The organism is Halomonas sp. ANAO-440, assembly GCF_019915905.1.
GTDB classification, from domain to species: Bacteria; Pseudomonadota; Gammaproteobacteria; order Pseudomonadales; family Halomonadaceae; genus Halomonas; species Halomonas chromatireducens.
In genome coordinates, this window is record NZ_JAHXBV010000042.1 from 1 (window position 1) to 19,619 (window position 19,619).

Annotated in this window: 21 protein-coding genes and 3 tRNA genes; 17 read left to right on the top strand and 7 right to left on the bottom strand. The window is 63.5% G+C overall.

Annotated features, from left to right (window positions below; genetic code table 11):
- Nucleotides 1–324: 324 nt before the first annotated feature.
- Entirely contained in the window at nt 325–1,134 is an 810-nt protein-coding gene (locus tag KZO25_RS18545) for a substrate-binding periplasmic protein (RefSeq protein ID WP_223138073.1), read from the top strand.
- A 48-nt stretch (nt 1,135–1,182) separates the two neighbouring features.
- Here the strand turns inward: KZO25_RS18545 and hisC are convergent, their stop codons facing one another.
- The gene (hisC, locus tag KZO25_RS18550; protein ID WP_223138074.1) at nt 1,183–2,238 is read right to left on the bottom strand and encodes a histidinol-phosphate transaminase; all 1,056 of its coding nucleotides are present in this window, start codon (nt 2,236–2,238) and stop codon (nt 1,183–1,185) included.
- Between the two features lie 125 nt (nt 2,239–2,363).
- Here hisC and KZO25_RS18555 point away from each other — a divergent pair, with 125 nt between their 5' ends.
- The 5 genes from KZO25_RS18555 (at nt 2,364) to mnmH (ending at nt 7,528) form a co-directional block, all read left to right on the top strand.
- Nucleotides 2,364–3,260, top strand: coding sequence for an AEC family transporter (locus KZO25_RS18555; protein ID WP_066444732.1), 897 nt, complete (start codon nt 2,364–2,366; stop codon nt 3,258–3,260).
- A gap of 117 nt (nt 3,261–3,377) precedes the next feature.
- Complete coding sequence (locus KZO25_RS18560) at nt 3,378–3,827, top strand: copper resistance protein NlpE N-terminal domain-containing protein (RefSeq protein ID WP_066444735.1); 450 nt, start codon at nt 3,378–3,380, stop codon at nt 3,825–3,827.
- A 112-nt stretch (nt 3,828–3,939) separates the two neighbouring features.
- Nucleotides 3,940–5,316, top strand: coding sequence for a DNA repair protein RadA (gene radA, locus KZO25_RS18565; RefSeq protein WP_066444737.1), 1,377 nt, complete (start codon nt 3,940–3,942; stop codon nt 5,314–5,316).
- A 56-nt stretch (nt 5,317–5,372) separates the two neighbouring features.
- On the top strand, nt 5,373–6,410 hold the full coding sequence (selD, locus tag KZO25_RS18570; RefSeq protein ID WP_223138075.1) for a selenide, water dikinase SelD: 1,038 nt from the start codon (nt 5,373–5,375) through the stop codon (nt 6,408–6,410).
- Nucleotides 6,407–7,528 carry a tRNA 2-selenouridine(34) synthase MnmH gene (mnmH, locus tag KZO25_RS18575; RefSeq protein ID WP_223138076.1) on the top strand — a complete coding sequence of 374 codons (1,122 nt, stop codon included), beginning with the start codon at nt 6,407–6,409 and terminating at the stop codon, nt 7,526–7,528. The genes selD and mnmH overlap by 4 nt, the downstream gene beginning before the upstream one ends.
- Before the next feature lie 7 nt (nt 7,529–7,535).
- Here mnmH and KZO25_RS18580 read toward each other — a convergent pair whose 3' ends face one another.
- Nucleotides 7,536–8,231 carry a type 1 glutamine amidotransferase gene (locus KZO25_RS18580; RefSeq protein ID WP_223138077.1) on the bottom strand — a complete coding sequence of 232 codons (696 nt, stop codon included), beginning with the start codon at nt 8,229–8,231 and terminating at the stop codon, nt 7,536–7,538.
- A 52-nt stretch (nt 8,232–8,283) separates the two neighbouring features.
- On the opposite strand from KZO25_RS18580, the gene KZO25_RS18585 reads away from it, so the two are divergent.
- Both KZO25_RS18585 and KZO25_RS18590 read left to right on the top strand, forming a co-directional pair.
- Nucleotides 8,284–8,577: an MGMT family protein gene (locus KZO25_RS18585; protein WP_066444744.1), complete on the top strand. Its 294-nt coding sequence runs from the start codon at nt 8,284–8,286 to the stop codon at nt 8,575–8,577.
- Nucleotides 8,578–8,632: 55 nt separating this feature from the next.
- The gene (locus KZO25_RS18590; RefSeq protein ID WP_223138078.1) at nt 8,633–9,223 is read left to right on the top strand and encodes a YjaG family protein; all 591 of its coding nucleotides are present in this window, start codon (nt 8,633–8,635) and stop codon (nt 9,221–9,223) included.
- Nucleotides 9,224–9,239: 16 nt separating this feature from the next.
- Here the strand turns inward: KZO25_RS18590 and KZO25_RS18595 are convergent, their stop codons facing one another.
- From KZO25_RS18595 to hisB, 5 genes are all read right to left on the bottom strand, one after another.
- The gene (locus tag KZO25_RS18595; protein ID WP_262489130.1) at nt 9,240–9,686 is read right to left on the bottom strand and encodes a hypothetical protein; all 447 of its coding nucleotides are present in this window, start codon (nt 9,684–9,686) and stop codon (nt 9,240–9,242) included.
- Nucleotides 9,687–9,790: 104 nt separating this feature from the next.
- Nucleotides 9,791–10,564, bottom strand: coding sequence for an imidazole glycerol phosphate synthase subunit HisF (gene hisF / locus KZO25_RS18600; RefSeq protein ID WP_066444747.1), 774 nt, complete (start codon nt 10,562–10,564; stop codon nt 9,791–9,793).
- 4 nt (nt 10,565–10,568) lie between these two features.
- The gene (gene hisA / locus KZO25_RS18605; RefSeq protein WP_223138091.1) at nt 10,569–11,327 is read right to left on the bottom strand and encodes a 1-(5-phosphoribosyl)-5-[(5-phosphoribosylamino)methylideneamino]imidazole-4-carboxamide isomerase; all 759 of its coding nucleotides are present in this window, start codon (nt 11,325–11,327) and stop codon (nt 10,569–10,571) included.
- Nucleotides 11,328–11,406: 79 nt separating this feature from the next.
- A complete protein-coding gene (hisH, locus tag KZO25_RS18610) occupies nt 11,407–12,048 on the bottom strand; it encodes an imidazole glycerol phosphate synthase subunit HisH (protein ID WP_066444748.1) in 642 nt (213 codons plus the stop codon).
- 29 nt (nt 12,049–12,077) lie between these two features.
- The gene (hisB, locus tag KZO25_RS18615; RefSeq protein ID WP_066444750.1) at nt 12,078–12,671 is read right to left on the bottom strand and encodes an imidazoleglycerol-phosphate dehydratase HisB; all 594 of its coding nucleotides are present in this window, start codon (nt 12,669–12,671) and stop codon (nt 12,078–12,080) included.
- A gap of 190 nt (nt 12,672–12,861) precedes the next feature.
- Between hisB and KZO25_RS18620 the strand changes: the two genes are divergently transcribed.
- The 9 genes from KZO25_RS18620 (at nt 12,862) to KZO25_RS18660 (ending at nt 19,557) form a co-directional block, all read left to right on the top strand.
- The gene (locus KZO25_RS18620) at nt 12,862–13,317 is read left to right on the top strand and encodes an acetyl-CoA sensor PanZ family protein (protein WP_066444753.1); all 456 of its coding nucleotides are present in this window, start codon (nt 12,862–12,864) and stop codon (nt 13,315–13,317) included.
- Complete coding sequence (locus tag KZO25_RS18625; protein WP_223138080.1) at nt 13,314–15,659, top strand: AsmA family protein; 2,346 nt, start codon at nt 13,314–13,316, stop codon at nt 15,657–15,659. The genes KZO25_RS18620 and KZO25_RS18625 overlap by 4 nt, the downstream gene beginning before the upstream one ends.
- 97 nt (nt 15,660–15,756) lie before the next feature.
- Complete coding sequence (gene mutY / locus KZO25_RS18630) at nt 15,757–16,842, top strand: A/G-specific adenine glycosylase (protein ID WP_223138081.1); 1,086 nt, start codon at nt 15,757–15,759, stop codon at nt 16,840–16,842.
- A 60-nt stretch (nt 16,843–16,902) separates the two neighbouring features.
- Entirely contained in the window at nt 16,903–17,175 is a 273-nt protein-coding gene (locus KZO25_RS18635; protein WP_066444760.1) for an oxidative damage protection protein, read from the top strand.
- Between the two features lie 93 nt (nt 17,176–17,268).
- Nucleotides 17,269–17,344 (top strand) — tRNA-Phe (locus KZO25_RS18640).
- A gap of 6 nt (nt 17,345–17,350) precedes the next feature.
- Nucleotides 17,351–17,425, top strand: a tRNA-Gln gene (locus KZO25_RS18645).
- Nucleotides 17,426–17,470: 45 nt separating this feature from the next.
- Nucleotides 17,471–17,546, top strand: a tRNA-Thr gene (locus tag KZO25_RS18650).
- A gap of 241 nt (nt 17,547–17,787) precedes the next feature.
- On the top strand, nt 17,788–18,786 hold the full coding sequence (gene thpD, locus KZO25_RS18655) for an ectoine hydroxylase (RefSeq protein ID WP_223138082.1): 999 nt from the start codon (nt 17,788–17,790) through the stop codon (nt 18,784–18,786).
- 105 nt (nt 18,787–18,891) lie between these two features.
- On the top strand, nt 18,892–19,557 hold the full coding sequence (locus KZO25_RS18660) for a fumarylacetoacetate hydrolase family protein (RefSeq protein ID WP_223138083.1): 666 nt from the start codon (nt 18,892–18,894) through the stop codon (nt 19,555–19,557).
- Nucleotides 19,558–19,619 lie beyond the last annotated feature (62 nt).

The window sequence follows — 19,619 nt, forward strand, 5'->3', positions numbered from 1 at the left end:
GGTTTTTTCATGGGCATGGGGAGACCCGCTCTTTATATGTGGGGCCGCTTCGCGGGCCGGCCCCTCGCCGGCTCGGGGCGTTCGACCGACCTCGCGGCGGTGCCGCGAAAGGCCGGGCGGTCTCACCCCCATGCGAGAGTAGCGGAGCGCCGCCCGGGTAATCGTCAGGCATTTATTCTGAGAAAACCCCAAGCATTCCGTGCTTGGGGTTTTTTCATGGTACTTGCTCATATGTAACACTTGGCAAAGTTAGGTTAAGGTATGAGTCGGCGATAGGCTTGTGGTTATGCTGCAATCAAGATCGTGACTAGGGGGAGGGTTGCTATGAAACAGCTACAAGGTCTCTTCCTGTCGACATACTGTCTGTTGGCTTTCTTCTGGGCGGGAGGGACAGCCTCCTATGCAGCCGAAGAGAAAACGGTGCGGATCGCCACACTCTCCGATTACCCCCCCTATGGTTTCTACAAAGACAACCGAGGCCCTCCATTCTCGGAGGTGTTGGTGCCTCCCGGCAGCGATGCCGACAGCTTTCAAGGCTACAGTTGGGATATCGTGCGAGAAAGCTTTCATGCCCAGGGCTACACCATCGAGCTGGTTATCACGCACTGGGCGCGCGCCATGGCGAGCGTCAGAGAAGGTAACGTCGACCTGCTCTACCCGACGGGTATGAACACGGAGCGATTGGGCTATTTTTCCTATTCGGAATCACCGGTCAACGATGCTGCCTTCCTGGTCTACGTAAACCAGGGCACAAAGATCGAGTGGCAGGGCCTGGCTTCGCTGGATGGCATGACTATCGGTATGGTCCGGGGCTACAACTTTGGGGATGAATGGGGCGAGCAGGAAGGGATATCGAAGTATCCACTCAATAGCATCGAGCAGGGTTTTCGTATGCTCCAGCGAGGGCGTCTGGATGGGTTTGCCGGCTACGAAACGAACTGGGACTATGTGCTCAAGGAGATAGGGCTACAGGGGCAGTTCGACAAATTACCCGAATTCGGCGCCAGCAGAGAGTATGTGGTTGGATTGAAGACCAACCCCGACGCCGAACGCCTGCTGCGCGATTTCGACGCCGGGTTTCAGGCCATCAAGGAGAGCGGCGATTATCAGCGCATAGTGGCGCGCTGGCGCTGACTCTCCCTTGAAGAGAGCGCCAGCGAATATACGTCAACGACTGTCTTCTCAGCCGCAGAGTATCTCCAGAGCCTCTAGCAGGGAATCCATCTCATCGTCGGTGCCGATGGAAATGCGCAGGAAATTACGCAGCGCATCGGTATTGAAATGTCGCACCAGAATGCCGCGCTCCCGTAATCCGACGAAGAGCTGGGCGGCATCGAAGTCGGGATGCTCCACTAGTACGAAATTGGCCTGGGAAGGCAGTATTTCAAAGCCCAGTTCATTCAGCCGCCGTATGGTGCGTTCACGCGTCGCGATGACCTTCCCCCGACAGGCATCGAAGTGCTTGCGGTCCTCGAGCGCGGCGATACCGATGGCACTGGCCAGGCTGTCGATGGGATAGGAGTTGAAGGAGTCCTTGACCCGCTCGAGGCCTTCGATCAGCTCGCGTGAGCCAATGGCATAGCCAAGGCGCAGACCGGCCAGGCTGCGTGATTTTGAAAAGGTGCCTGTTACCAGCAGGTTGGGATAGCTCGCTACCAGCGGCACGACGCTTTCGCCGCCGAAGTCGACATAGGCTTCATCGACCAGCACGACACACTCGGTGATACGCTCCAACAGTGATGCAATGGCATCACGGCAGTGGCCATGGGCAGTCGGTGCGTTGGGGTTGGCAAAGATGGCGCCGGCACTATCAGAAGTGAAAGCCTCGAGGTCGACGCGCCACTGATTATCCAGCGGAAGGGGGCGTCGCTCGATGCCATACAGTCGGCAATAGACCGGATAGAAGCTGTAGGTGGTGACCGGCATCTCGAGGGGCCGGTTGTGACAGAAGAAGGCCTGGAAAGCCAGCGCCAGAACTTCATCGGACCCGTTACCGACGAAGACCTGCTCGGGCTCGACACCGTACTCATGGGCCAGGGCCTGGCGCAAGGCACGAGACTCCGGGTCCGGGTAGAGGCGCAGATGGTCGGCGGGGAAGTCACGCAGCACCGCCTCGACTCCTGGGGCCGGCGGATAGGGGTTCTCGTTGGTGTTCAACTTGATCAGGCGTTCCCGTGGCTGCTCTCCCGGTACATAGGGGGTCAGCTCGCGCACGGCGGGACTCCATAACTGGCTCATGCTCGCTCGCTTGGCTAGATGACGTGAAACTTTAGCCCATGTTGACCCGAGCGGCGTGACCGCGCAAGCCGTTGACGTGCTAGCCTAGGCGCACTTGAGCGAAACCGAATACCCGGAACCCTTTGATGACCGCACAGATAATCGCCACGCTGCTACCGGTATTCCTGATCGCAGGCTGTGGCACCCTCTATGGGCGCTTTCGCACCCCGGATATCCGCAGCCTCAATACCCTCAATATGGAAATCTTTGTGCCGATGCTGGTGTTCGCCGTCCTGGCGGACCGGCAGGCCCCATTGGCGGAGTATGCCGGGCTGGCACTGGCGGCGGCTGTGGTGGTGCTGGGTTCCGGCCTAGTGCTGTGGCCGGTGGCCAAGCTGCTGAAGCTGGAGCCGAAGACGTTCCTGCCACCAATGATGTTCAATAACTCGGGCAACATGGGGATCCCGCTGCTGGTACTGGCTTTCGGTGAGGCGGCCCTGCCGGCGGCGGTCGTGCTGTTCATCGTCGAGATGCTGCTGCACTTCTCCGTGGGGCTCTATATTCTCAGCCCGCGTACACCGTTGTGGCGACTGCTGCGTATGCCCATCGTGCTGGCAAGCATCGCTGGCCTGGGCTTCAATCTGGGCGGAGTGCCATTGCCGGGATGGCTGCTCGAGGCACTGCATATGCTGGGAGGCGTCTGCATCCCCCTGATGCTGTTCGCGCTGGGGGTGCGCATGCTGGATATCGACTTCGGCGACTGGAAGACCGGGCTGCTCGGCGCCTTGCTCTGCCCGCTCTCTGGGCTGATCCTGGCTGTGCCCATGATCCTGTGGCTGGAGCTGACCGGTCTGCAAGCGGCGTCGCTGTGGGTATTTGCCGCCTTGCCACCGGCTGTGCTCAACTATCTGGTGGCCGAGCAGTACAAGCAGGAGCCCCACAAGGTGGCTTCGCTGGTGTTGATCGGTAACCTGGGGAGCCTGGTGGTGATGCCCATCGTCCTGGCTCTGGTGTTCATGCATGTCTATCCTGGCGCCAGTTGAAGGCATCCCCGGGGAACCCTACGAGTCGGAGGCTGTCTGCTGAAGCTGAGAGGGTTTATGCTGTGAGACAGGCTGCCGTAGTTCACGGCGTCAAGCCCATAGGTTAGGAGTAAGAAAATGCAAATCAGGACCCTGCTGGCTGGCTCGGCCATGCTGGCCTTACTGGCCGGTTGTGCAGCCGGCCCGATGGATGATCGTGCCGACCCGGCGATGGACGACGCCGAAGTGGCCTACCAAGGCACACTGCCCTGCCGCAACTGCGCAGGGATCGATCTGGATGTGCGGCTCATGGGAGATGAGCAGGCCTCCCTGGAGGAGCGCACCTTTACACTGCGTGCCAGCTATCGCGAACACCCGCAGGAGCCACCGGATGAGAATTACGCTGGCAACTGGGAGGTGCTCAGCGGTACCGCGGTCGATCCTGATGCCACTGTCTACGAGCTGACTCCCGATGGGGAAGGGCAGATCTACTACTTCCTGCGCATCGACGAGACAACGCTGGAGCTGATCGACCCCCAGCGGCGCCGGTTCCAGAACAACGAAGCCTTGCAGTTACAGCGTCTGTAATCTCTCCTGGCTTGATTGAACCGAAGGCGGCCTTGCGGGCCGCCTTCGTGCGTTCGGGCACAGCCTGGTGGGCGCCTGTTAGAATGGTGCCTCAACTGGAAGAGGGGCCGGCATGGCCAAAGCGAAAAGCGCCTTTGTTTGCACCGAATGCGGTGCGGAGTACAGCAAGTGGCAGGGCCAGTGCTCGAGCTGCCAGGAGTGGAATACGCTGACTGAGGTGAGGCTGTCTGCCGCCCGCCCCGGTGCGGCTACGTCGGGTGCCACCGGTCGCAGCGGCTATGCGGGAAACCTTTCTCGGGAAGTGGTGGATCTGGGCAATGTCGACCTTTCCGAGGTGCCGAGGCTCTCCTCCACTTTCGAGGAGTTCGACCGAGTACTGGGTGGCGGCCTGGTGCCCGGCTCGGCGGTGCTGCTGGGTGGGCATCCGGGTGCCGGCAAGTCGACCCTGCTTCTTCAGACCGCCTGCAAGCTGGCCCAGTCCCGACAGGTGCTCTATGTCACCGGCGAGGAGTCGCTTTCCCAGGTGGCGATGCGGGCCCACCGGCTTCAGCTGCCCACCCGTGGTCTCAAGATGCTGGCAGAGACCAGCGTCGAAACCGTGCTGGCCGTCGCTGAGCGCGAGCGCCCGGAGATACTGGTCATCGATTCGATCCAGACCATGCATCTGGAGGATATCGCCTCGGCTCCGGGTGGGGTGGCGCAGGTGCGAGAGTCGGCCGCCGCCCTGACTCGCTTCGCCAAGCAGAGCAATACCGTGCTGCTACTGGTGGGCCATGTGACCAAGGATGGATCGCTGGCAGGCCCCAAGGTGCTCGAGCACATGATCGATGCATCGCTGCTGCTCGAGGGTGGTGCCGATTCGCGTTTTCGCACCCTGCGTGGACAGAAGAATCGCTTCGGGGCGGTCAACGAGCTCGGCGTGTTCGCCATGCTCGAGCACGGGCTCAAGGAAGTGAAGAACCCGAGTGCCATCTTTCTTTCACGCAGCGAGACGCTGGCCTCGGGCAGCCTGGTCATGGTGGTGTGGGAAGGGACACGACCACTGTTGGTGGAGGTGCAGGCGCTCCTCGACGAGTCGGCCCTGGGCAATCCGCGCCGGGTTGCCGTGGGCCTCGACCAGAATCGCCTGGCCATGCTGCTGGCGGTACTGCATCGCCATGGTGGCCTGTTCACCGGCGACCAGGACGTCTTCCTCAACGTGGTGGGTGGGGTTAAGGTGCTGGAGACCAGCGCGGATCTGGCGGTGCTGCTGGCGGTAGTCTCCAGCCTGCAGAATCGCCCATTGCCGCGGGAGCTGGTGGTATTCGGGGAGGTGGGGCTATCCGGCGAGATTCGCCCGGTGCCCAGCGGGCAGGAGCGCATCGTCGAGGCGGCAAAGCACGGTTTCACCCGGGCCATCGTGCCCAGGGGCAACGCGCCAAAGCGCGCCCCGGCAGGCATGGAGGTGGTTGCCGTGGACAAGCTGACCGATGCCCTGGAGGCCCTGTAAGGCAACGGGGCCTCACTGATATAGAATGGTTGTCATGAACTGCCAAGGAGAACGAGATGAGTGCAATCCGCCTGACCCAGTACAGCCATGGCGCTGGATGCGGCTGCAAGATCGCCCCTGACGTACTCGACAGCATCCTGGCCAAGGCTGGCCCGGGTGCCGGCCACAAGGGCCTGCTCGTCGGTAATCAGGGGCGTGAGGATGCTGCCGTCTACGACCTGGGTGATGGCCGCGGCATGATTGCCACCACCGACTTCTTCATGCCCATCGTCGACGACCCCTTCGACTTCGGGCGTATCGCCGCCACCAATGCCATCAGCGATGTCTATGCCATGGGCGGCACGCCGGTACTGGCCCTGGGGATTCTCGGCTGGCCGCTGGACAAGCTGGGGCCGGAGATCGCCGGCGACGTGGTGGCCGGTGCCCAGTCGGTATGCCGCGAGCTCGGCCTTGCCCTGGCTGGTGGCCACTCCATCGACGCCCCCGAGCCGATCTTTGGCCTGGCGGTCAATGGGCTGGTGGACCTCGAGCACCTGAAGCTCAACAAGGGCGCGCAGGTCGGCGACCTGCTGTTCCTGACCAAGCCGCTGGGGGTGGGGTTTCTGACCACGGCAGAGAAGCAGGGGCTGCTTGAGTCCGGGCACCAGACGCTGGCCCGGGAGACCATGCTGAAAGCCAATCAGATCGGCATCGACCTCGCCAAGGTGAAGGGCGTGCACGCCATGACCGACGTGACCGGCTTCGGCCTGGCCGGTCACCTTTCCGAAGTATGCACCGCCAGCGGTGTGGCGGCGCGGATCGACTTCCGGCGCCTGCCGCGGCTGGCCGAGGCCGAGGCGTATCGTCGGCGTGGCGCCGTGCCGGGCGGTACCCATCGCAACCGTGAGGCCCTGGGGGCCGCACTCAAGGAGATGGATGAGCCCCACTGGCAGTGGCTCTGTGATCCCCAGACCTCAGGCGGCCTGCTGATCTCGGTCCACCCCTCCTGGGAGGATGACGTGGAGCGTATCGGTCGTGCCCATGGCATCGAGCTGGTGCCGTTTGGCGAGATCATCCCGGCCGGAGGTGCGGCGCTGATAGAGGTGCGCGGATGAGCTTGCCGCTGGTTGAACCCGATCTCAGCCTGCTGCGCGAGGGGCGCGTGCTGATCGATGTGCGTGCGCCGGTCGAGTTCGCCCAGGGCGGTCTGCCCGGCGCGGTCAACCTGCCGTTGATGGATGACGAGGAGCGCCATCTGGTCGGGATCGAATACAAGGAGCGCGGCCAGCAGGCGGCCATCGAGCTCGGCCAGCGGCTGGTCAGCGGCGGCATCAAGGCGGCTCGGGTGACGGCCTGGCACTCACTGCTGCAAGCGCAGCCCGAGGCCATCGTCTACTGTTTTCGCGGTGGACTGCGTTCGCAGATTGCCCAGCAGTGGCTGGCCGACGTGGGGTTTGAGCGGCCTCGTATCCGCGGCGGCTGGAAGGCCATGCGGCAGGGGCTGTGTGCACGCATCGACGCCGCCGCCGAGCAGCCGTTGCTGGTGGTCGGTGGGCTCACCGGCTGTGCCAAGACGGCGCTGATCCAGCGGCTGCCCAACGGCCTGGACCTGGAGGGCTGCGCCCGGCACAAGGGCTCCGCCTTTGGCCGCCACCCGCTGCCGGCACCCTCTCAGATCGATTTCGAACACGCCATGGGGCTGCGCCTGCTGTCGCTTGACGGCCCGCTGGTGGTGGAGGACGAGTCACGCCAGATCGGCGCGGCCAGCGTACCGCTTGCCTTCTGGCGAGCCATGGAACAGGCGCCTCGCATCCGCGTGGAGATGCCGCTGGACTGGCGTATCGGCCAGATCCAGAAGGACTACATCGATGACCTCTGGGCTATCTACCGCCACCAGTGCGGTGAATGGCTGGGCTGGACGCTGATGCGCAAGCAGCTCGCCACCGCCCTGTCGCGGCTGAGAAAACGGCTGGGCAGTGCTCGCCTAGCACGTATCGCCAGGCTTCAGGCCCTGGCCTTTCGCGAGCACGAGCGCGGTAACACCCAGGCCCATGAGGCGTGGCTGGCGCCGCTGCTGACGGAATACTACGACCCCATGTACCGCTATCAGCTCGAGCGGCGCGATCCCCAGCGGTTCCTGCACGTGGGCGACTGGGATAGCTGCCTGGCGGCTGCGCGCTCCTGGTCGGCCGAAGCGCCGCGACATGACCCGGAGCGGCTGCAGCCAGCCTGACCCCCGCTCAGGCAGGTGTACTCCGCAACCATTGACTGAGCAGGCGATCGAGCAGTGGTGCCAGCCGGTCGAAACGGGCCGTATCGGCCAGGATCGCCTCGCGAGCCTGCACGTGAGGGCTCGCGTCGCTGCCTTTCGGCCGCTCCTCGCAGTCCAGCAGCTCGGCCACGCCGGCGCGGGTCACCTCGATATGGCACAGCAGGCCAAGGGCTCTACCCGCATCCCAGGCGAAGCCCTGAACGGGGCTGACCGGGCTGCCGCCCAGTGGCAGGGCGTCGTCGGGCAGGGCGAAGACATCGCCATGCCACATGAAGGCGGTGAACTGTTCCGGCAGGTCGAAAGGGCTCTCTGGCGCCAGCGTCACCTCGTGCCAGCCAACTTCGGCAAAGGTGCCCCGACCCACCGTGGCGCCCAGCTCCGCAGCGATCAGCCTGGCCCCCATGCCGATGCCCAGCAGGGGCTTGTTGCCATCCAGTGCCCGGGCGATCAGTTTTCGCTCGCGCTTGAGCCAGGGGTGGGTCGCGACGTCCTCGATATCCATGGCGCCATCGAGCACGATCAGGGCATCGCAGTCGGCCAGGTCGGGGGGCGCCTCGCCGGCGTGCAGGTGGAACACCGTATGGCTGTGACCCATGCTGTCCAGCCAGTCGGCGATGCGGGCGGGGCCGTGGTGCGGGCTGTGTTGAAGCAGGTGTAGATGCATGGGAACCTCGCCATCGATGGAAAACGAAACATGACAGGGGGCGCAAGAGTACATGAAGCCGGCGCTGCGGGAACAGATACTGACGATCATCGCCGAGATACCGGCAGGCCGTGTCACCACCTATGGCCGCATCGCGGCGATGACCGACGGTGGCACGCCACGGCTGGTGGCCAGGGCGCTGCGGGATCTTCCTGAAGGACACGACCTGCCCTGGTTTCGCGTGATCACGGCGTCGCGTCGTCTGGCTGATCACCCTGGTGCCGTCGAACAGCGCGCACGACTGGTTTCCGAAGGCGTGCTGTTCGATGGCGGTGGGCGGGTTGCCAGCGAGATCCTGTGGCCATGATCCCCCTGTCGCTCCTTGCGCTCACCCTCAGACCCTTATTTTCCGGAGAGAATCCATGAGTCAGCCCACCGGTGGCTTTCATCAGCGCCTTCAGGCCCTTTCGCCGCGTCAGCAGCAAGCCTTCATGGCGGCGCTGTGCGAGCGGCTGCTACCCAACTACGGGCTCTATGCCCAGACGACCGGTGAAGGCAACCCTGCCGGCCTGAGGGCGATTCTTGACCTGGTATGGGAACAGCTGGCGGTCAAGGAGGCGCGCATCGACTTCGACCGCCAGGCCGAGAAGCTGGCCGAACTGGAGCCGACGGCGACAGACGATAGCTTCGGGGTCCGCCGGGCGGTGGAGGCGGTGGTGGCACTGTCGGCGTTGCTGGATACCCTGCGCGGCGAGGCCCCCGATGCGGTGCTGGAGGTCAGCCGTGTCTCCAAGGGCGGTGTGCGTGCCTTCATCGAACTGACCGAAGGAGAGGAAGACGCCCAGCGCCTGGCGGTCCGCATTCGGGAGCACCCGCTGATGGCGGACGAGATCGACTTTCAGGATGCGGTACTGGAGGCGGCCGAGGAAAGTCTCGACCGAGAGGCTCTCAAGGCGCTGCGTCGGCTAGGGCGTAACGAAGGTGTGAGCAATCTAGGGCTCGAAGCGGGCTAGGCTCAGCCCGCTTTCGCTAAAAGCGGATACCGCCGAGGATCATGGCACCGGCGGTGCCAAAGACGATCAGGTCGGCTTCGAAGCGGCCCCACTGCACCCCCAGGCTAGGCAGGGCGGCGGGCGCCGTTCCATAGCGATTGAAGGGGATGTTGTCCTGATACTCGCCGCGGTAACCATGCAGGATCCCGGCGGTAAGCTTGGCGCGTACGGTTACATTGTCGCTGGGCTCCCAAAAGGGAAATTCGCGGCCGGCATAAAGATAGATGGCTTCCTGATCGAAGGAATTAAGGAAGCGGGCGCCCCCGACCAGCCAGCGCTGGGGGTTGTGCAGCTCCAGGCTGATCAGCTCCTGATGGTTGTTGTGGTCGGGTTGGGGGTTGAAGTGGCGGGTATAGAGGCTGGTCTGCAGCAGCACATGGCTGACCTCCCGCTGTGGCGGCCAGTTCGGCTGCTGTTCTGACATGACTGCCTTTGAGGGAAGCAGGAGGGCCAGCGCCAGGCAAGCGCCGACCAGCCGGCGAGTCTTCGTCCATGCCGGTATCACAATCACTCTCCAGCAGCTTTCGGTTAAAGCCGCATCTCGATTCCGCGCTCGGCCATGTAGCGCTTGGCCTCGGGAATGGTGTATTCGCCAAAGTGGAAGATGCTGGCAGCCAGTACCGCATCGGCACCACCCTCCAACACCCCTTCCACCAGGTGGTCCAGTGTGCCGACACCGCCTGAGGCGATGACCGGCACGGTCACCGCCTCGCTGATGGCATGCGTCACGCCCAGGTCGAAGCCCGACTTGGTGCCGTCACGATCCATGCTGGTCAGCAACAGCTCACCGGCACCGTACGCTACCATCTTCTTCGCCCACTCCACGGCATCGAGCCCGGTAGGGCGGCGGCCACCGTGGGTGAAAATTTCCCAGCGGGGCGGCTCGCCTTCACCGGAGACCCGCTTGGCATCGATGGCCACCACGATACACTGGCTGCCGAAGCGGTCGGCGGCCTCGCGCACGAATTCCGGGTTGTTCACCGCAGCGGTGTTGATCGACACCTTGTCGGCGCCGGCATTGAGCATGGTGCGAATGTCGTCGCAGGTGCGGATGCCGCCGCCCACGGTCAGCGGGATGAATACCTCGCCGGCGATGCGTTCGACCATTTCGACGGTGGTGTCGCGGTCCTCGTGGCTCGCCGTGATGTCGAGAAAGGTGATCTCGTCGGCGCCCTGGAGGTTATAGCGCTGGGCGATCTCCACCGGGTCGCCGGCATCGCGGATGCCGATGAAGTTCACACCCTTGACCACGCGGCCGGCATCGACGTCGAGACAGGGGATGATACGCTTGGAAAGACCCATCTGTTCAGCTCCCGGCTCGGTCGAGCCCTGCAGTCAGTTCATCGCATAGCCGCTGGCCCGTGGCGACGTCCAGCGAGCCTTCGTAGATGGCGCGACCGGTGATGGCGCCCAGTATGCCCGGTTCGCCGGCCGCTACCAGTGCGCGCAGATCGTCGAGATTCGTGACGCCGCCGGAAGCGATAACCGGAAGGCCCCCCTCACGGGCCAGCTGGGCGGTGGCCTCGACATTGACGCCATTCATCATCCCGTCGCGGGCGATGTCGGTGTAGACGATGCTGGAGACCCCGTCGTCGGCGAAGCGCTTGGCCAGGTCGGTGGCCTTGACGCTGGAGACTTCGGCCCAGCCGTCGGTGGCGACGTAGCCGTCACGGGCATCGAGGCCGACGATGACATGGCCGGGGAAGGCGCGACACATCTCGCCGACGAAGGCGGGCTCCTTGACTGCCTTGGTACCGATGATCACGTAGGAGACCCCGGCGGAGAGGTAGTGCTCGATGGTATCGGCGGAGCGGATGCCACCGCCGATCTGGATCGGCAGCTCCGGCCAGCGTCTTGCAATGGCTGTCACGGCCTCGCCGTTGATCGGCCTGCCCTCGAAGGCACCATTCAGGTCGACCAGATGCAGGCGGCGTGCGCCGGCCTCGACCCAGCGCGCAGCCATGGCCACGGGGTCGTCGCCGTAGGTGGTGGCGTCATCCATGCGGCCCTGCTTCAGTCGCACGCACTTGCCGTCCTTGAGATCGATGGCGGGTATTACCAGCATGTCATTGTCCTCGGTGGGCATGGGCCCGGGCGCCTGTGCAGGCGCGGCGTCGGGGGCCTAGAAAAGAGCGGCTCGGGCTTCAGGGGGCCCAATTGATGAAGTTTTCCAGTAGCTTGAGCCCTGCCCGGGAGCTCTTCTCCGGGTGAAACTGGACGGCAAAAGTAGCATCTCGGCCGATGGCCACATGGGCATTGATATGGCCATATTCGGTGGTGCCGAACACCGTGGCATCGTCGCTGGCCTCGGCATAATAGCTATGCACGAAATAGAAGTGCTCGTCCTGGTCGATGCCGTTCCAGAGCGGGTGATCATGATGCTGATGTACCAGGTTCCAGCCCATGTGAGGCACCTTGAGACGCTGCTCGTTGGCATCACGCATATCCGTGGGGAAGTGTCTCACCTCGCCGGAGAGAAAACCCAGGCAGGCGATCCCGCCGTTCTCCTCGCTGTAATCGAGCAGCATCTGCTGTCCGACACAGATGCCCAGCAGCGGCTTGCTCTGGTTGGCCAACAGCTCCAGCACCAGGCCGCGCAGCTCGGTCTTTTCCAGTTCGCTCATGCAGTCGCGAATGGCACCCTGGCCCGGCAGCACCAGACGAGTAGCGCCATGAATGCAGCGAGGGTCGCGGGTGATGATCACATGCTCGTGGGTGACATGCTCAAGGGCTTTGGCAACCGAATGCAGATTGCCCATCCCGTAGTCGATGACGGCAATGGTCATGAAGGCTCCTCAGTTTTCGGTCGTCGGCACTACAGGCAGCCCTTGGTGGACGGCATCTGGCCGGCCATGCGCGGGTCCGGCTCAACGGCCATGCGCAATGCACGGCCGAAGGCCTTGAAGATGGTTTCCGCCTGATGGTGGGCATTGAAGCCCTTCAGGTTGTCGATATGCAGCGTGACCCGGGCATGATTGACGAACCCCTGGAAGAACTCCCAGAACAGCTGGGTATCCAGGCGTCCAATGGTGGCGCGGGTGAATTCCACGTCCATGAACAACCCGGGGCGACCGGAGAAGTCTATCACGACACGGGAGAGCGCCTCGTCCAGCGGTACATAGGCATGGCCATAGCGCCGGATGCCGCGCTTGTCGCCGACCGCCTCTGCAAATGCCTGGCCTAGCGTGATGCCGAGATCCTCTACGGTATGATGGTCATCGATATGTAGATCGCCTACGGCCTTGATGTCCAGGTCGAGCACGCCGTGGCGCGCTACCTGGTCGAGCATGTGGTCGAGGAAGGGGACGCCGGTCTCGCAGGCCAGCCGGCCTTCGCCATCGAGATTGACGGTTACCGTGATCTGGGTTTCCTGGGTGTCACGGGTTACCGTGGCGATACGCTCGGACATGTCGGACTCTCTCCCGCGCTTTGGCGCGTCGGCATGGGTGGCCCCGGAAACCCCTGACTGAACGGCTACCGGGCAGGCAAGGACGGTGCTTGCCATCATGGGGCCGTTCATTATAGAGAATCGAGCCCCCCATCCGCTACAATGCGCCCATCATAGCGGCGGCCCAGCGCCGCGGCCCAGGGAGACCACCATGCCGGTTACGCTTCATATCGTCGATCACGCCGCCTGGGCGTTGGATGCGCAGGCCCGGCAAGACCTGCAGCGCATTTACGCCGACGCGCCGGCTGCGCGCCTCTCCGCACCGGTGGATGACTTCATCCAGCATCACCTCGAGGCTGGCCATTTCTTCGGCTGCGCACGCTTCAATGATCGACTGCTGGGTGCCGTTGCCGTGAGTGCCGATGCCGAAGCCTGGTGGCTCTCGGAGCTCTGCGTGCGCAAGACCACCCGAAGGCGCGGTGTCGGTTCCCGCCTGCTGGCGCTGGTCAGCAGCGCCGCAGCGGACCGGGGGCTTGACCTGCGTGCGCCAGCCTCCCAGCTGCCGATGGCCGATCAACTGCTGCTTTCCCGGCTTGGTTATCGCCTGCATGCAGCCGGAAACTACTTTGAACTGGCTCCACCGCTGCAAGGAGGCGGTAAACCATGAAGCGACTCTTGCAAACCCTGCTGGCGGCCATTGGCGTATTGGGCGTGGCGGTGGTGGCCGCCGTCGTCTACGTCACTACCTTCCTCGACCCGGAGGACTTCAAGCCACGGCTGATCGAGGTGGTGCGCGAGCACAGCGGCATGGAGCTGACGCTGAACGGGCCACTGACCTGGTCCTTCTACCCGCGGCTGGGGGTCAGCGTGGAGCGTGTGGAAAGCCACTTGCCAGAGCAGGCGCCGGATGCGCCTCCCTTCCTGGCCTTCGACAAGGCCGAGGTGAGCCTGGCCTTTGCCCCCCTGCTGCGTGGAGAAATCGCCATCGAAGGCCTGTCCCTGGATGGCATGCAGCTTCGGCTGGTGCGCGACGAGCAAGGGCAGGGCAACTGGGAGCCGTTGCTCCAGCGCCTGGATGAGCGGCGTGAAGGGGCCGAGTCGGCACTGGCCCCCGCCAGTGCCGGGCCTAGCCTGGAAAGCAGCAACCTTGCCGTGGCGCTCAATATCGCCAATGTCCAGGTTCGCAACGGTGCCGTACGCTACCGTGACCTGGCCAGCGAGAGTGAGTGGTTGCTCGATGAGGTCGCCCTTTCCGGCACCAACGTCAACCCGGAGCGCGCTTTTCCCCTCAAGACCTCCTTCAGCCTGACTTCGTACGGCACGCTGGATTGGCGCGAGCTCGAGCGAACACCGCGGCTGGCCAGCACGATTTCCCTCGAGGGCCGGACAAGCCTGGCTCTCGCCGAGCGGCGCTATGTCATGGAGGGCTTGAGGCTGAGCACGGCGACGCGTTTCGGGGGTGTAGAAGGCCGCCAGCAGGCGGACCTGACCGGACAGCAACTGGTATTGGACCTGTCACGCCAGCGCATGCAGCTGCAGGAGGGGCGTCTGGAAGGCAGCGTACAGCATCCCCGGCTGGGGGAGTCGGCCGTCCCATTGGTGTTGGCCTTCGCCATGGAGGCGGATCTGGCGGAGAGTACGGCGCAATTGCGTGATCTGTTGCTTACCGGCCCCGATGACCTTCGGCTTAGCGGTAACCTCAACCTGGCCGGGCTCGACGAGGCACCTTCCTACAGCGGGCAGGTCAGTCTGGCACCCCTGTCGCTTCGCCCCTGGCTGACGCGCATTGATCAGTTGCCCGACATGGCCGGCTCCCGTGCGCTCTCGGACGTGGCACTGACCAGTCCCATACGGGGTGACCTGACCCAGGCCGAGCTTTCTGGTCTGACACTAGTCCTTGATGACAGCACCTTTACCGGTCGGCTGGGCATGGGCTTCGATGGGCGTGCGCTCAAACTGGCGCTGCAGGGTGATACCCTGAACCTGGACAATTACCTGCCGCCACCGAATGCTGCGGAACAGAGCGCGTCCCTGCGCGGTTTCTTCGGTATCCGCCAGGCCCATGCCGATGAAGCCTCGCCGCTGATTCCCGTGGAGTGGCTCGCTGATCTGACCCTGGATGCTGCCCTCGAGCTCGAGCGCCTGAAGCTGGGTGGGCTCGACTTCACCGACGTTGACCTGACGCTGTCAGGCAGCGACGGTCGCCATCGCCTGGAGCGGATCAGCGCCAAGCTCTATGGTGGCGAGCTGACGGCGAGTGGCGAGCTTGACCTGGCGCGTGACCCGATACGCTGGCAGTTGTCTCCCGAGCTCTCCCGGGTGCGCCTGGAGCCGATGATCCAGGCGCTTGCCGGGGACGACTCGTCGGCGCCGCTGCGTGGGCGCCTCTCCCTGGAGGGTGGACTGGAAGCGCGTTACAACACCTTGCCCGCACTCAAGCGTAGCCTGAACGGGCGCCTGAGCGGCCACATCGACGAGGGGGCGGTACTCGACGTCAATATCTCCGAGGAGCTGTGTACCCTGGCTGCCATGGTCGAGGGCAAGGAGCTGAACCGTGACTGGAGCGATGACACTCGCTTCGAGCGGGCCGAGGCCAGCTTGCGCATCAGTGATGGCGTTGCTCGCAGCGAGAGCATTCTGGTCACCATCCCCGGGATCAACCTGGATGGTGAGGGGGAACTGGATCTGGCAACCGAACGCTTCGACCTGCGAGCTGCGGCACGTTTCGTCGATGCTGCCGAGGCAGCCTGCTCGGTGAATCCGCGCCTGGAGCGGGTCCCCCTGCCGGTTCGCTGCACCGGCGAACTTGGCGGCGATAGTGGCGAATGGTGTCGTTTCGATCGCAACGCCTTTCAAGCCACCCTGGTCGAGCTGCTGCGTGATGAAGTCTCTCGCCGTGCCGGCGGTGAGATTGAGCGCCGGTTGGAGCGGCCGCTGGAACGTCTCGAAGAGCGCCTGGGTGAAGATGGCAAGGAACTTCGAGAAGCCCTGCGTGGTCTATTCAATTGAGCATCAAGCAAGTCAGTTTCTGCGCCGACTTCCCCCAGTCGGCGCTTTTTTTCGTGTCGTTTTATCGCATTGTTTTTGTTCGGGGTGAGCTTTGCCGATGACAGAAATGCCGACGCCGGTTCTTTCCCCGGAAGCATTCCAGCGCCGCCTGCTGGCCTGGTTCGACCGTCATGGCCGGCATGATCTGCCCTGGCAGGAGGAGCGCTCGCCCTATCGGGTCTGGGTATCGGAGATCATGCTGCAGCAGACCCAGGTTGCCACGGTGATTCCGTATTTCGAGCGTTTCATGACATGTTTTCCTGATGTTGCCACTCTGGCCGAGGCTGAGCAGGATGATGTGCTGCATCTCTGGACCGGACTGGGCTATTACGCCCGTGGGCGCAACCTGCACAAGGCGGCCCGGGAGATCGTCGAGCGTCATGCCGGCGAGCTGCCGCTGGACCTGGAGGCGCTATCCGCGCTCCCGGGCATCGGTCGCTCCACTGCGGGTGCGATCATCGCCCAGAGCAGCGGCCGGCGGGCAGTCATTCTCGACGGCAACGTCAAGCGCAGCCTGGCCCGGCTGCACGCCGTTGAGGGTTGGCCGGGAAGAACGGCCGTTTCTCGCAGCCTCTGGGCCCTGGCCGAGCATTACACCCCAGAGGAGCGCCTGGTCGACTATACCCAGGCGATGATGGACTTCGGGGCAACCCTTTGTCGGCGTGGACAGCCCGACTGCATGGCCTGCCCCTTCGCCGATGTCTGCGTGGCCCACCGTCGGGGCGAGGAGCGACGCTTTCCCGAATCCAAGCCCAGGAAGGCGCTGCCTACACGCACCACCAGGATGCTGCTGCTGCAGGATCCAGAGGGGCGGGTCCTGCTCGAGCAGCGCCCCTCCAGCGGCCTGTGGGGCGGGCTCTGGGGGCTGCCCCAGTTCGACGACATCGCGTCGCTTGAGGCCTGGCTGGACAGCCACGCCCCGGATGCCGAGCTCGGCCGCGCCTGGTCACCCTTCATCCATGTATTCAGCCACTTTCGCCTGGAGATCACGCCGCAGCTGGCCCATTGCCATGGCGCTTCCGCCGTGGACGAGTCGCGTTGCTGGTACGATCCGGGAAATCCTGCCAGCATCGGACTGGCCGCGCCGGTCAAGTCACTGCTGATGGCGCTGTCGCCATTCTCACTCGAGCCCCCGGCGAGCTGAGCCTCGCCACGACCCAAGCACCGAAGATTCAGGGTTCAAGCCACAACAGGGAGAGCCACCATGAGCCGTACCGTATTCTGCCGCAAGTATCAGCAGGAGCTGGAAGCATTGCCCTTTCCGCCGCTGCCGGGCAAGAAGGGGCAGGACATCCAGCAAAATGTCTCTAAAAAGGCCTGGGAGGAGTGGCAGGCGCTGCAGACCCGCCTGATCAACGAAAAGCACCTGAACATGCTCGATCCGGAGTCACGAAAGTATCTGAACGACCAGATGGAGCGCTTCCTCGACAACCGCGAGACCGACCAGGCCGAGGGCTACGTGCCGCGGGACCAGTGAGCTGGCGGGCACCGATGCCATTTCGCCATCTTCATGAAACGGAAGGGCTTGACGCCTAAGGCCGTATCTTGTTTAATACGCACCGTTGGCAGCGGCCAGATAGCTCAGTTGGTAGAGCAGGGGATTGAAAATCCCCGTGTCGGCGGTTCGATTCCGTCTCTGGCCACCAAACTGCTGGGGTATAGCCAAGTGGTAAGGCACCGGTTTTTGGTATCGGCATTCCCAGGTTCGAATCCTGGTACCCCAGCCACGCCAACGCTTTTCCGATTCTGCAGTTCGCCTGGATCGGCCCCGAGCCGGCATAGCTCAGTTGGTAGAGCAACTGACTTGTAATCAGTAGGTCCCGGGTTCGACTCCTGGTGCCGGCACCATCCGAAGCGGGTGGGAATTCGGGAAATCAGCGAATTGCAGCTATTTGAAACCGTCCATCGAGGCGGTTTTTTCGTGTCTGCGCAGCGGGAAACACACTCGCTACGCGGGCCTTGAATCCCCATCTGATGATCACCACATTCATCCATGCAAGGTCCCCCTGGGGCCTCCCGCCACGGTGACAGTGCCGTTGGGGCGAGTTCAATCTGAAAACTGGTCACGGATACACAGGAGGTGATTGGGATGCCAGTGCAGACATCGTCCACCCGCAAGTTGAAACAGGCAACCGACTATACCGTTGCCGATGCGTCAGCCGCTCTCGGCCAGGCAGCAGGTTTTGCCAACCGGATACAGGATCCTTACCCCACTCGCCTGAGCGAGCCGCTCGATGTGCCCTGGCTCGACCGCCAGGAGGCAGTGGTCAAGGGGCGTGCCGAGGATGGCCCACTGAGCCAGGCGCAGCTCGATGAGTTCGACCGCAAGGGGTTCCTCTTCGAGCCCAATTTCATCCGGGGAGAGGAGCTCGAGGCGCTGTATGAGGAGCTGAACGAGCTGCTGGGGCGCGACGACTTCCGTGGTCGCGATTTCAGCATCACCGAGCCCGACAGCCGCGAGATCCGTTCGCTGTTTGCCGTCCACTTCCTCTCCGAGCGCTTCCGGAAGCTGGCCCACGATGAGCGGCTGATGGGCCGGGCCCGGCAGATTCTTGGCGGCGACGCCTATGTTCATCAGTCGCGTATCAACTACAAGCCTGGCTTCGAGGGCAAGGGCTTCAGTTGGCACTCCGACTTCGAGACCTGGCACGCCGAGGACGGCATGCCTTCCATGCATGCGGTGAGCGCCTCCATCGTGCTGACCGACAACCATGCTTTCAATGGACCGCTGATGCTGATACCCGGCTCACACAAGATCTATGTGCCATGCCTTGGCAAGACGCCCGATGATCACCACAAGCAGTCACTGAAGCGTCAGGAGTTCGGCGTGGCGAGGCGCGATGCGCTCAGGCAACTGGTCGAGCGAAACGGCATCGAGGCACCGACAGGCGCCGCCGGTGGCCTGCTGCTGTTCGACTGCAATACACTGCATGGATCGAATGCCAACATGTCGCCGGATCCGCGCAGCAATATCTTCTTCGTCTACAATCGACGTGATAATGCGTGTGTCGAACCCTTCGCTGCCCGGCGCAGACGGCCAAGCTTCCTGGCCCATGCTCCGGACGAAGCGTGGTCGCCGGAGCAGTGATGCCCTCCTCGAGCCTGGGGGATTGTGGAACAGGGCGCTTGGTGGGGTAGACTGTCTAGCTTGTTATTGAAGAGCGGCACGCATTTGAGAAGGAGAAGACCCGCCATGCGCTTTGTCCCACGTTTTACCGATGGTCAGGAGTTTCCCCATCCGCTCGGAAAGGTCGTGTGTATTGGTCGCAACTATGCCGACCACGCCAGGGAGCTGGATAACCCGGTACCCAGCGAGCCGCTGCTGTTCATAAAGCCAGCCACCAGTGTGGTCAACCTGGACGAGCCGCTCGATCCTCCTTTTTCCCGCGGGGATGTACATTACGAGATCGAGCTGGCGCTGCTTATCGGCGAGGAGCTATCCCATGCCACGTCGGACGAGGCAGAGCGCGCCATCGTCGGTATCGGCCTTGGCCTGGACTTGACGCTGCGCGACGTACAAACGCGCCTCAAGGAGAAGGGTCACCCCTGGGAAGTGGCCAAGTGCTTCGACGGTGCCTGCCCGCTGAGCGACTTCCTGCCGCTCAGCCGCGTGCCGAACTGGAATGCGCTCTCCTTCGAGCTGGAGATCGATGGTGAGCTGCGACAGCATGGCGAAGGTTCGGACATGCTGTTCCCGGTCCCGACACTGGTAGCGGAGATGAGCCGACATTTCACCCTGCAGCCGGGTGATGTGATCCTCACCGGTACGCCCGAAGGAGTGGGTGAGTTACCCCGTGGCGCCAGGCTTCGCATGACTCTGACCGGGGGCCTGGAAGCGACGGTCAAGGTAGCGGAGTGAACCAGGCAGCCTGAGGCGAGACCATAGCCTCACGACAAGACGCCCCCGCGCTGGTATGACGC